This window comes from Sunxiuqinia sp. A32, assembly GCF_052690465.1.
This window is the reverse complement of sequence record NZ_JBQYLI010000010.1, coordinates 29,587-42,881: the sequence shown is the minus strand read 5'-3', so window position 1 is coordinate 42,881 and position 13,295 is coordinate 29,587. Positions and strand designations below refer to the sequence as shown.

The 13,295-nt window shown below is 39.1% G+C and carries 10 protein-coding genes; 9 read left to right on the top strand and 1 reads right to left on the bottom strand.

Annotation, left to right across the window (positions count from 1 at the left end):
* The first annotated feature begins 2 nt into the window (after positions 1-2).
* The 4 genes from menB to ACUNWD_RS11660 are packed head-to-tail and all read left to right on the top strand — an operon-like array spanning position 3 to position 3,885.
* Complete coding sequence (gene menB, locus ACUNWD_RS11675; RefSeq protein ID WP_445587988.1) at positions 3-827, top strand: 1,4-dihydroxy-2-naphthoyl-CoA synthase; 825 nt, start codon at positions 3-5, stop codon at positions 825-827.
* A 23-nt stretch (positions 828-850) separates the two neighbouring features.
* Positions 851-1,762, top strand: coding sequence for a 1,4-dihydroxy-2-naphthoate polyprenyltransferase (locus ACUNWD_RS11670; protein ID WP_445587987.1), 912 nt, complete (start codon positions 851-853; stop codon positions 1,760-1,762).
* Positions 1,759-2,787: an o-succinylbenzoate synthase gene (gene menC, locus ACUNWD_RS11665; protein ID WP_445587986.1), complete on the top strand. Its 1,029-nt coding sequence runs from the start codon at positions 1,759-1,761 to the stop codon at positions 2,785-2,787. Before ACUNWD_RS11670 ends, menC begins: the two co-directional genes overlap by 4 nt.
* Positions 2,788-2,835: 48 nt before the next feature.
* Complete coding sequence (locus ACUNWD_RS11660; protein WP_445587985.1) at positions 2,836-3,885, top strand: AMP-binding protein; 1,050 nt, start codon at positions 2,836-2,838, stop codon at positions 3,883-3,885.
* Positions 3,886-3,893: 8 nt separating this feature from the next.
* Here ACUNWD_RS11660 and ACUNWD_RS11655 read toward each other — a convergent pair whose 3' ends face one another.
* Entirely contained in the window at positions 3,894-4,895 is a 1,002-nt protein-coding gene (locus tag ACUNWD_RS11655) for a fatty acid desaturase (RefSeq protein ID WP_445587984.1), read from the bottom strand.
* 442 nt (positions 4,896-5,337) lie between these two features.
* Here ACUNWD_RS11655 and ACUNWD_RS11650 point away from each other — a divergent pair, with 442 nt between their 5' ends.
* The 5 genes from ACUNWD_RS11650 (at position 5,338) to ACUNWD_RS11630 (ending at position 13,133) form a co-directional block, all read left to right on the top strand.
* Positions 5,338-6,873 (top strand): SUMF1/EgtB/PvdO family nonheme iron enzyme, encoded by a 1,536-nt coding sequence (locus ACUNWD_RS11650; protein WP_445587983.1) that lies wholly within the window; start codon positions 5,338-5,340, stop codon positions 6,871-6,873.
* Between the two features lie 13 nt (positions 6,874-6,886).
* Complete coding sequence (locus ACUNWD_RS11645) at positions 6,887-8,236, top strand: Gfo/Idh/MocA family protein (RefSeq protein ID WP_445587982.1); 1,350 nt, start codon at positions 6,887-6,889, stop codon at positions 8,234-8,236.
* A gap of 198 nt (positions 8,237-8,434) precedes the next feature.
* A complete protein-coding gene (ileS, locus tag ACUNWD_RS11640) occupies positions 8,435-11,887 on the top strand; it encodes an isoleucine--tRNA ligase (RefSeq protein WP_445587981.1) in 3,453 nt (1,150 codons plus the stop codon).
* 119 nt (positions 11,888-12,006) lie between these two features.
* Positions 12,007-12,381, top strand: coding sequence for a TraR/DksA family transcriptional regulator (locus ACUNWD_RS11635; protein ID WP_445587980.1), 375 nt, complete (start codon positions 12,007-12,009; stop codon positions 12,379-12,381).
* A gap of 62 nt (positions 12,382-12,443) precedes the next feature.
* Entirely contained in the window at positions 12,444-13,133 is a 690-nt protein-coding gene (locus ACUNWD_RS11630; protein WP_445587979.1) for a lipoprotein signal peptidase, read from the top strand.
* The last annotated feature ends 162 nt before the right edge of the window (positions 13,134-13,295 follow it).

The following is a 13,295-nucleotide window of genomic DNA, read 5'->3' as shown; positions in this document are numbered from 1 at the left end:
ATATGAGCACAAAAAGACAATGGGAAACCATCAAAGAATATGAAGATATTTTCTTCGACTATTATGAAGGAATTGGAAAAATAACCATCAACCGCGAGCGCTATCGCAATGCATTTCGTCCAACTACCGTGAATGAAATTAGTGAGGCATTGCGTATTTGTCGCGAAGATCAACGAATTAATGTGGTTGTCTTAACAGGAGCAGGCGATAAAGCCTTTTGTGCAGGTGGCGATCAAACAGTGAAAGGCAAAGGTGGTTATATTGATAAGGACGGTATTCCACGACTGAATATATTGGAGGTGCAAAAGCAAATTCGCAGCATGCCGAAACCAGTGATCGCAATGGTTAATGGTTTTGCCATCGGTGGAGGTCATGTTTTACATGTGGTTTGCGACATTAGCATTGCCAGCGAAAATGCCATCTTTGGGCAAACCGGTCCCAAAGTTGGAAGCTTTGATGCAGGCTTGGGATCTTCTTATTTGGCCAGCATTGTTGGGCAAAAGAAAGCTCGTGAAATTTGGTTTATGTGTCGCCAGTATTCTGCAGCCGAAGCTCTGGAAATGGGCTTGGTCAATAAGGTTGTTCCATTTGAGCAATTAGAAGATGAGACAGTTGCCTGGGCACAAAAAATGCAGGAACATAGTCCTTTGGCATTGCGCATGTTGAAGCTTGGATTGAATGCAGAGCTTGATGGGCAGATTGGTATTCAGGAGTTTGCGGGTAATGCAACATTGCTATATTATCTGACTGAAGAAGCACAGGAGGGCAAACACGCGTTCCTCGAAAAAAGGAAGCCTGACTTTGGTAAGTATCCTAAATTTCCATAAGTCGATCAAAATTTAAATTGTAAATGGCAAGCGCAAAAAGTTGGATTAAAGCAGCACGACCACGCACCCTTCCATTGGCACTTTCAGGTATTTTGATGGGGTGCGGATTGGCGTGGTTTTATGGAGCGATTGATTGGAGGGTTTCATTGCTGGCGATTATCACTGCAACCCTAATTCAGGTGTTTTCCAATTTTGCCAATGATTTTGGCGATAACCAGCGAGGCACCGACAATGAGTTTCGATTAGGCCCTACCCGAACCATGCAAAGTGGGGAAATTACACATTCAGAAATGAAAAGAGGGATGCTCATTATTGGTGGGATGAGTCTGATTTTTGGTATTTGGTTAGTTTATACAGGAACATGGCACTTTTCAAAAGTGGCCTTTTTTAGTTTTATAGGTTTGGGGATTCTTTCCTTGTTTGCTGCGTATTTTTATACGGCAGGCAAAAAATCATATGGGTATGTTGGATTGGGCGACTTGGCGGTTTTCCTTTTTTTTGGTCTGCTGCCGGTGATCGGCGTTTTCTATTTGAATGCTAGTTATATTGAATCAGCTATTTTGCTCCCGGCAATCAGCATGGGGTTTTTTAGCACGGGTGTGCTCAACCTAAATAATATGCGGGATATTCAGAATGATCGTGAGTCGGGTAAAATCACATTGCCTGTTCGGATGGGATCCGGAAATAGCAGAATTTATCATGTCTCGATGATTTTTTGGGGATGGTTTGCGGTTGTCGCGTTTACGTATCACCAGCAAGACTCGCTTTGGCAATGGTTATTTTTACTAACTTTACCACTGTTTATTTTAGATCTGATTAAAATTTTTCGAATCAAAGAAGAGAAGCAATTGGATCCCTTTCTCAAGAAACTATCACTTTCGACCCTGGCTTTTACCTTGCTATTTTGTTTAGGATTAATACTTGCAAGTGTATGATTGCCCATTTCAAAAAACATGAATTACAATTCAAACAACCAGCTGGCACGTCTCGTGGTGTTTATCATTCAAGAACAGTTTGGTATTTATTTTTAGAAGATAATGGAATTACTGGTATTGGTGAATGTGCGCCACTGCCCGGTTTAAGTAAAGAAAAGCCTGAAGAGGTTGAAGCCGTTTTAAAGGAGATTTCCAATGATCCGCAAAGATTTGTAGATGACCTTTCATTACTTCAGGATATCCCATCCGTTAAATTTGGACTAGAAACTGCCTTGCTTGATTTAAGAAACGGTGGGAAGCAAATCATTTTTCCATCTGATTTCACAAATGGACAAGCTGGAATTCCCATTAATGGTTTGATTTGGATGGGAGATGAAGATTTCATGGTGAAGCAAATTCAGGAGAAATTAAACGCTGAGTACAGCTGCATCAAGTTGAAAATAGGGGCCATTGATTTTGAAAAAGAATTGGAATTGCTTCGAATTGTAAGGAGTGCGTGTTGCGAGAAATCGCTGACGCTGCGTGTTGATGCTAATGGTGCTTTTCAGCCGGCAGAGGCAATGGAAAAGTTGAATGCTTTGGCGAAATTCGATATTCATTCCATTGAGCAACCAATTAAAACTGGACAGTGGGAGGAGATGGGAAAATTGTGTGATGAAACTCCCATTCCAATTGCGTTGGATGAAGAGTTAATTGGGATTAATAAAAGAGATGAAAAAGAAAAATTGCTTGATACCATTCGGCCTCAATTTTTGGTATTAAAACCAAGCTTGCACGGAGGAATTGCTGGATGTGATGAATGGATTGAATTGGCCAACGACCGCTCCATCGGTTGGTGGATTACCTCTTATTTGGAATCAAATATTGGATTGAATGCGATTGCCCAATGGACTTACACAAAGCAATCGAAGATGCATCAGGGATTGGGAACGGGTCAGCTTTTTACAAACAATATTAATTCTCCGCTTGAAATTCGTGGCGAACAACTTTGGTTTGATCCGCAAAAATCCTTTGATTTGCTATAAATGACTGATTTTAACGATCAGGCATGTCATAATTAGCAAAAATTTAATATGAACCTTTTCCCAAAACAGATCAAATTATTCGGTATTCAAAAATCTATTTCAGAAATTTTGAATGGAGAACGATCAACAATTGAATGGGAAAATGGATGGTTGGATTTCATTTCGGAATGGTATAATCAATATGATTTTATAGACGTGAATACATCGGGGAGTACCGGTTCTCCGAAAACAATCCGATTAAAAAAAGATTTTGTAGCAGCCAGCGCCTTGAGGACGATTCGATTTTTCGGATTGAAACCAAGGGATAAGGTTTTGCATTGCCTTCCCTCGAAATATATTGCTGGTAAGTTAATGGTTGTTCGTGCGTTGATTGGAGAACTGGATTTATATGTTGTCGATCCTGCAACTGATTTCAACTTTTTGGCTGATCTTCATTATAAGTTTGCAGCCATGGTTCCAAATCAGGTAACTAAAATGCTTTGTTTGGAACGTGCACCTGGAAATCTGGATTCTTTATTAATTGGAGGTTCTGCTATGCCACAAAAATTAGAAGATAAATTGAAGGATGTTCCGACAAGATGCTATTCCAGTTATGCGATGACTGAAACAGCCACCCATATTGCATTGCGAAGTTTGAATGGAAAGCAGAAGGATGACTATTACCAGTGTTTGGATGGCATTGTGGTGAGCTTGTCAGAGGAAGGTTGTCTAAAGATAAAAATGCCAGGATTGGAGGGCGAGTTGCTTCAAACCAACGACTTGGCAGAATTGAAAGATGAAAGGACATTTAAGATATTAGGGAGAGCTGATAACGTGATCATTTCGGGTGGAATTAAATTCAATCCGGAACAAATCGAAAAAAAACTGGAACCTTATATTTTGCAGCCGTTTATTATTTCCTCTTTACCTCATGAAAAACTTGGGCGTCAGTTGATATTGATTATTGAAGGGAGTGAATCAAATTTAGATTTGGGAAAACTTCAAACGGTATTTGAAAGTCAGCTGGAAAAATATGAATGCCCCCGGAAAATCAGGTGTGTTGATCTTATCCCTAGAACACCAAATGGAAAGTATAAAAGGGATGCCTATTTTGGTTGATTTTTGATTTAGCTGTAGGCGACTAATTTTTGTTTCTTTTCATCCCACAACCGAAGTTTTAATGATTTTAGACTTATGCGAAAAGTGACGGGCTTCACTTGTTGAAAGATTGGGATATCCTTGTAGCATTTTTCAAGATGATAGTTTGGAATGCGCGCATTGATGTGATGGATATGGTGAAATCCAATATTTCCAGAGAACCAATGTAATATTTTTGGAAATTTCAGGAAAGAACTTCCACTTAGTGCCACTGTCTGAAAATCCCATTCTGAATTTCTAAACCAGTTTACATTTTCATATTGATGTTGCAAATAAAATAGCCACAAACCAATCATTGAGGCAATGTACAAGATAGAAAGTTGAACGATTAGATATGTTCCAAATCCGATAATTGATCCCATTACAATAAAAATTGAGATTAGGATCAGGTTGGTATAATAGACGTTCATCCGCTCTTTTCGATCCATTCCTTTTTTTGTCAGTCGATTCATCACCAGAAAAAGGAATAGTGACCCAATTCCGAAAAATACAAACGGATTCCGGTAAATCCTGTACTTGAATCGTTTCCATTTGTTAGCGTTTAGATATTCTTCACGAGTCATGGTCCATACATCACCTTCTCCCCGTTTGTCGAGGTTGCCTACCGTAGCATGATGTCGCATATGTTGATTGTGCCATTTATAATAAGGGGTGAATGCAAGGATTCCGAATAACATTCCGATAATCGTATTTGCTTTTTTTGATTTGAAAAAGGAACCGTGCCCGCAGTCATGGAAAATAATAAATAGTCTGACCAGAAATCCAGCTGCCAGAATAATTAAAAATGCCGATATCCAGTATGAAATTGTAAAACTGTAAAAAATAAGTATCCAAATACCAATGTAGGGAAGGAACGTATTAATGATCTGCAATATACTTTTTCGTGTATCTGGTTTACTGTATTGTTCAAGCTTCTTGTAAAGGAATGATGTTGAAGATACCTTGTTTTTTATTTTGTTGTTAGAGTTCATAATAATATTGATCCCTACTCTTTAAACGAAATTTTGGCACATCAGGTTTTGATTTGTCGACTTAATTTTAAAGAATAAATAAGAATATTTAATAACTGTCTTCTTAATAATTCCATAACTCACTTATAATATGCTAATAATTTTCAGTTAAGAAATAGCCCGTAGCTTTACGTGTGCTAGGTTTGAGTAAATACATAAATAACATATACAAAATAATCGGAGTGTTTATGGAAATATTCAATAAGCGTTAGCGATTATGATTGACTTCCCTTCCCTGTAATGTTTTATTCCCAGAAGGTTGCTTCCCAGGCAGCCTTTTTTCATAAAATATTTTGAATTTTTAAAATCACTGCATGTTTTGCTATCTCAACATTCTTAAAAACCAATGAATTTGTTAAATTTGGGCTCGAACTAAAAACCTTTCAAACCTAATTGCTTAAAAATGCCTAAAAGACTACAGAAATTTTTTCAAAAGCGAATTTTGTTGGTGTTGTTTATTGGCTTTGCTTTTGGAATTATTGTACTTATCGGATTTAATAAATCGGTAGAATACACTTCGACGAATGAATTCTGTGAATCCTGTCATGTTCACCCACATGTGACCGAATCCTGGAAGCTTTCCACTCACCATGACAATCGAGGGGGTATCCATGTAAGCTGTGTAGATTGTCACTTACCACCTAAAGGAGAGGGGTATTTGATCGAAAAAATAAAAACCGGAACACGTGATGCATATGGATATCTGTTTAAGGATCATGAAAGTTTTAATTGGGAAGCAAAATCAAGTAAAGAGCATGCACAGCATTTTGTCTATAAAGCATCTTGTGTGAAGTGCCATGTGAACCTATTCCCGTTAACGCTTAATCCTGAAGGACAGGATGCTCACCTATATTATTCACAACATGAAGATGAACTTCGATGTATAAATTGTCACTTGCATGTTGGACACTATGATCCAAATGCCAAGCATGAATCAAATGTTGGATTTGGAAAAGATGGACAAGTGAATAAAGAGATTTATCAAGAGCCAACGCTGGTTGATGCTCTTGAAACTTTTGAGGAAAAAGTCCCGAATTCCACTGTTTCATTTAAAATGGTTGCAATCCCAGGAGGAACATTCACCATTGGTAGTGCACCCGATGAAGCTTTCCGAGAAGAGGACGAAGGGCCACAAAAGCAAGTTGAAGTAAGTCCATTTTTTATGGGTGAAGTTGAAGTTAGCTGGAATGAATTCTTGGCTTTTTATGGACAAACCGGGGCTGAAGGTAGAAGTACCGATACAGAAGGTAGCCGGTCGGAAATGGAGGTTGATGCAATTACCGGTCCAACTCCACCATACGGGCAACCAGATCAAAACTGGGGATTAGGGACCAGGCCAGCTATTACGATGAGCTATCATGCTGCTGAGACGTATTGTCGATGGTTGTCAAAAGTGACTGGAAAAACGTACCGATTACCTACCGAGGCTGAGTGGGAATATGCCTGTCGGGCTGGAACACAAACTCCATACTTTTTTGAAGGAAATCCAAAAGATTTTTCAGAGAAAGGATTGTGGAATAAAATATTTGGTGCTGATACAACCAATATCTATTCGTACGTTGTGTACGAAGCTAATAGCATGGATAAAACCCAAACACCTGATGGCGCCAGGCCAAATCCATTTGGATTGAAAAATATGCTTGGGAATGTAGCAGAGTTTTGTTTGGATTGGTATGCTGAAGATGCGTATCAAAAATTAACCGTTGGAGCCAAAGATCCAAAGGGGCCGATTAGCGGAGAAGAGCACGTAGTTAGAGGTGGATCTTTCAAAAGCAGTCCGGGAGATGTTCGTTCTGCTGCCCGAGATTTTACGAAATCTGAGGCATGGCTTAAAACCGACCCACAAATGCCAAAAAGTATCTGGTGGTATTCAGATGTAAACACAGTGGGTTTCCGAGTCGTCTGTGAATTTGATAAGAATACTGGAAATCGTAACTAAAACTAAACTAATTATGAGCGAACAAAATTTTTCTAGAAGACGTTTTTTGGCCAATGCTGCAGCAGTAAGTGCTGTCGGTATAGTTGGAGCTAATGCTCTGGTTTCTTGTGCTGAAAAGAAAAAAACTGTTGAATTAAATCTTCCACCTCTTTTGGAGCAAGCTCCCGATGGTAAACCTATAAAAGCTGGTGTTATTGGCTGTGGTGGCCGTGGATCAGGTGCTGCATTGAATTTCCTTGAAGCAGGACCAAACTTAATCATTCATGCTTTGGGTGATGTTTTTCAGGATCGTATTGATGATTGCCGTAAAAAATTGAAAGACCAGGCCAATCATGAAGTTGATGATGAAAATATTTTTGTTGGATTTGATGCTTTTGAAAAAGTAATTGACTCGGGTGTTGACGTGGTGATTTTAGCAACACCGCCACACTTCAGACCACAACATTTTGAAGCTGCTGTTCAGTCCCGTAAAAATGTATTTATGGAAAAGCCTGTCGCTGTTGATCCTATTGGTATTCGGTCAGTAATGGCAACTGCAAAAAAAGCAGAATCACTTGGATTGAAAGTAGTAACCGGAACACAACGTCGCCACCAACGTGACTATATTGAAGTATACAAGCAAATTGCCAATGGAGCAATCGGTGACATTGTTAGTGCAAATTGCTATTGGAACCAATCAAAACTTTGGCATCGTAATCCAAATGCAGACTGGAGTGAAATGGAATATATGATTCGTGACTGGGTGAACTGGTTATGGTTGTCAGGCGATCACATTGCAGAACAGCATATCCACAATATAGATGTGATTAACTGGTTTACGGGCAAACATCCATCTAAAGCTGTAGCATTTGGTTCGCGTCAGCGTCGCGTGACGGGTGATCAATTTGATAATTTCAGTGTTGACTTTGTTTATGATGACGGCATGCACATGCATAGTATGTGTCGCCAGATTAATGGCTGTGCAAACAATGTTTCGGAGTTTGTAATGGGATCCAAAGGATCTTCAAACTGTCAAAATACAATTTGGGATGCTACTGGTGCTGAGTTATACAAATATCCATATCCATTAGATGAAAATGGACAACCAGAGCGTAATGTGAAGATTAGTCCTTATGTGCAGGAACATATTGATCTTGTTACTTGTATTCGTCAAAATATTCCGGTGAATGAAGCAGAGCAGACTGCAGTCACAAATATGTGTGCAATCATGGGACGGACTTCGGCTTACACTGGCAAAGAAGTAACCTGGGATGAAATGATGAACTCTGATATGAAACTAGGCCCAGATGTTTATGTAATGGGAGATGTTGGCATTGTTGATACTGCTACTGTACCCGTTCCGGGAGAAGCTGCAGACGCTTAGATATATTCAATAATCAATTCGAAAGGGTCCGTTTCCTGTATTTGGGAAGCGGACTTTTTTAGTATCAAACAAGTGTGATTGATCTCTATGGATTCCAATATTTTGATTCCAACTGATTGTTTCAAAAAGCGGGACTTACCATCCTAAAAAATTTCTATATTTGTAGCTTTTTAGAAAATACGTCAAAAGAGGGATTCCATGAGCGATAAATTCCGCGAATACAAGCAATTAGATCTTTCCCAGGTAAACAAGGAAGTGTTGAAAAGATGGGAAGAAGATGATACTTTTCACAAAAGCATCTCAACTAGAGAGGGCAATCCAACATTTGTTTTTTATGAAGGACCTCCTTCTGCGAATGGAATGCCGGGCATTCATCATGTGATGGCCCGTGCGATTAAAGATACTTTTTGCCGTTACAAAACCATGAAAGGCTTTCGGGTTCACCGGAAAGCTGGATGGGATACTCACGGACTGCCTGTTGAGCTTAGCGTGGAAAAATCCCTCGGAATCACCAAAGAAGATATTGGCTCCAAAATTACCGTTGAAGAATATAATGCCGCCTGTCGCCGTGAGGTGATGAAATATACCAAGGAATGGGAAGAACTTACCCGGCAAATGGGATATTGGGTGAATATGGATGATCCTTACATCACTTACGATAATCGTTACATTGAAACGGTTTGGTGGTTGCTTAAAAAGCTTTTTGATAAAGGAATGCTGTACAAAGGGTACACCATTCAACCTTATTCGCCTGCTGCCGGAACTGGACTTAGTTCGCATGAATTGAATCAGCCGGGTTGTTATCGGGATGTGAAAGATACAACGGCTGTCGCACAATTTAGTGTGATCAGAGACGAAAAATCAGAATTTCTGTACGAAGGTGTTGATGCTCCTCTATATTTCCTTGCATGGACAACAACCCCATGGACTTTGCCGTCAAATACAGCATTGTGTGTTGGGCCAAAAATCACCTATGTGAAGGTTCGCACGTTTAATCCTTATTCAGGAGATCCGGCGACTTTAATTTTAGCAAAAGATTTGCTGAATGTGCATTTCAATCCAAAGAATGCAGAGCTTTCATTTGATGAATATAAACCGGGTGATAAGAAAATTCCATATCAGGTTTTAGCTGAGTATTCAGGAGCGACCTTAGCCGGGGTTAACTATGAGCAGCTAATTGACTGGGTGAAACCTGACGGAGATGCTTTCCGTGTAATTACCGGTGATTTTGTGACAACGGAGGATGGTACTGGTATCGTGCATATTGCTCCAACCTTTGGTGCCGATGATGATCGTGTTGCCAAGCAAAATGATATTGTGCCTCTTTTAGTGATTGATAAGGAAGGCAAGCCACAACCATTGGTCGATCGCAAAGGCCGATTCTTTTTGACTGAAAAGATGGATGATGCATTTGTTGCGAATAATGTCAATCAGGCAACCTATGCTGATTTTGTTGGGCGATATGTGAAAAATGAATATGATGAAGCATTGACAGGTGATGATTCTACTGTAGACATCGATATCGCTGTGATGTTGAAGAAAGAAAATAAAGCTTTTAAAGTTGAAAAACACGAGCACAGTTATCCTCATTGCTGGAGGACGGATAAACCAGTTTTATACTATCCGTTAGATAGTTGGTTTGTTAAAACTACAGCAGTAAAAGATAAATTGATTGCCTTAAATAATACCATTAACTGGAAACCACAATCAACCGGAACCGGACGTTTTGGAAACTGGTTGGAGAATTTGGTAGACTGGAATTTAAGCCGCTCCCGCTTTTGGGGAACGCCACTGCCAATTTGGAGAACTGAAGATGGTACAGAAGCAAAATGTTTTGGATCTGTTGCCGATTTAGTTGCTGAAATTGAGAAAGCCATTGAAGCTGGTGTGATGGATAAGAATCCTTACGAAGGATTTGTGGCAGGTGTTAATACCTCCGATAATTACGATAAAATTGATTTACACCGTCCTTATGTGGATGACATTGTTTTGGTGAGTGAAAGCGGACAAAAAATGTTCCGTGAGCCAGACCTTATTGATGTTTGGTTTGATTCTGGTGCGATGCCATATGCACAACATCACTTTCCATTCGAAAACAGTGAAAAGTATAATCCAGCACAAGGGAAGGGTGTTTTCCCCGCTGATTTTATTGCTGAAGGTGTTGACCAAACTCGTGGATGGTTCTTTACTTTACATGCAATTGCAACCATGATAGATGAATCGGTGGCATTCAAAAATATCATATCAAATGGTCTGGTGCTTGATAAAAACGGCAATAAAATGTCGAAACGTTTGGGGAATGCTGTCGACCCATTTGATACGATTGAAAAGTACGGATCAGATCCATTGCGTTGGTACATGCTGACCAATTCTCAGCCATGGGATAATTTGAAATTTGATGTTGGTGGAATTGATGAAGTTCGCCGCAAGTTTTTCGGAACTCTATACAATACTTATGGCTTCTTTGCTCTTTATGCAAATGTGGATAGTTTTAGTTATCAGGAAATTGACATCCCGGTTTCACAGCGCCCAGAGCTCGATCGTTGGATTATCTCGCTGCTCAATTCATTGATCAAAGAAGTTGGTGAAAGTTTGGAAACATATGAACCTACTCGCGCGGGGCGTGCCATTTCCGAATTTGTAACCGAAAACCTAAGTAACTGGTTTGTGCGCCTGAGCCGGAAACGTTTCTGGGGTGGGGAATACGATCAGGATAAGCTTTCAGCCTATCAAACGCTTTATAGTTGTTTGGTAACAGTTGCAAAATTAGCTGCTCCAATCGCACCTTTTTATGCCGATTTGTTGTATGCTGATTTAAATAAAATTACGAAGAAGGAGGATGATCAAAGTGTTCACCTCGCGAGCTTCCCTATAGCTGATGAATCATTGATTGATGAGGATTTGGAAGAGAAAATGGCAATTGCTCAAAAAGCATCTTCTATGATTCTTGGACTACGTCGAAAAGAAAAGATGAAAGTTCGTCAGCCATTGGCAAAAATAATGGTTCCGGTATTGAATCCTCATTTTAAACATCAATTTGAAGCAGTTGAAAATATTATTCTGACGGAAGTTAACGTTAAGGAAGTTGAATATATTACAGATACAACCGGCATCATTAAGAAAAAGATTAAGCCAAACTTTAAAACTCTGGGGCCAAAGTATGGTAAAATAATGAAGCAAATAGCCGGTGCTGTTGCTCAGTTTAGCCAGGAAGATATTGGTCAGTTAGAAAAGGATGGTAGCTTTCAGCTTACCGTTGCCGAACAGTCAGTCTCACTGGGATTGGATGATGTTGAAATAATGACTGAAGATATTCCAGGATGGTTGGTATCCAGTGAAGGTGGTTTAACAATCGCATTGGATATTAATTTAACTGAAGAGTTAAAACAAGAAGGTATTGCGAGGGAATTTATAAATAAGATACAAAATCTTCGGAAGGAAAGTAATTTTGAAGTAACAGATCGTATCAAGCTGAAAATTAGGAAAGATGAATTCTTCAGTTTGGCGGTGGAAAATTTCAAAGATTATATCAGTAACCAAACGTTAGCCAATGAGTTGGTTTTAGTTGATGAACTCGAGGAACAAGAAGTTAATAAAGTTGAGATAGATCAAAATGTTGAAGCGTTTATTCAACTTGAAAAAGTAGGGTAAATAAAGTGTGAGTGGGTATGTTTAATGACCTGTTTCAATTCAAAATATTTTTATAATTTAGGGTCGGGAATAAAAAAGCATTCCTTACGTATCCGCTTAACAAACTAAAATTTTGGGGTATGACAGAAAAAACCAGATATTCAGATGCTGAGTTGGCGGAATTCAAAGAATTAATCTTAGGTAAGCTTGCAAAAGCTCAGAAAGATTATGAGATGTATAAGAATTCGATAACTCACGGTGATGGGAACGATACCCAAGACACATCACCCACTTTTAAAGTCTTGGAAGAAGGGGCAGCTACCCTATCCAAAGAAGAGGCAGGTAAATTAGCTCAGAGACAACTTAAGTTCATTCAGCATTTGCAGGCTGCGCTTATTCGTATCGAGAACAAGACATACGGAATATGCCGCGATACCGGAAAGCTGATTTCTAAAGAGCGTCTGCGTGCGGTTCCTCATGCCACCCTTAGCATAGAGGCAAAAAACAACCAGTAGGGAAATTGTATCAAAACAATAATCAATGATGATTGGAAGTTTTTCCTTCCAATCATTTTTTTATGAATTATATAAAGGTCATGACCAAGTTACAAAAATCACTCATCATCGTCTTTTTGGTACTGATTGTTGATCAGTTAGTGAAAATTCTGATCAAAACAAATATGTACTTGGGTGAAGAATTTTCAGTAATGGGAGACTGGTTTCTAATCCATTTTGTTGAAAATAATGGAATGGCTTTCGGAATTGAGTTTGCGGGCGATTATGGAAAGATTTTTCTTAGTGTTTTCAGAATTATTGCTGTAACAGGAATTGGCTGGTACATGCTTAAGCTTGTAAAACGAGATGATGTTCCAATGGGCTTTATTGCCTGCATTGCCTTAATTTTTGCCGGCGCTATTGGAAATATTATTGACAGTGCTTTTTATGGAGTAATCTTTAATGAAAGTTATGGCAAAGTAGCAGAGCTTTTCCCTGATGGTGGTGGTTACTCATCTCTTCTTCATGGTAAGGTGGTGGATATGTTGTATTTCCCACTTTTCTCTGGCCGTTATCCTCAATGGTTGCCTTTTGTTGGCGGGAACGAATTCCTGTTTTTCAGACCTGTGTTTAATATTGCAGATTCATCCATTACCATTGGAATTTTTTCCGTAATTCTTTTTTATTGGCGATTGTTCAGCCAGCTAGATAAAAAGGTTAAAGAAGAGAATGAAGAAGGTACCATTGAAGCCACCTCTTCGGAAGATAACTAGCTTACTTAATTTTGAATTTTTTGCTTGATAAATTAACAGTAATGTTGTAAACTTGCAATCCGAAAATTGAAAGTAGTTTTCGTTGTTCATTATAGAATTTCATTTTACAATGAATAGAGACTTAGCTCAGGAAGTCGTTAATTTACCTGACCGTTTTATTGA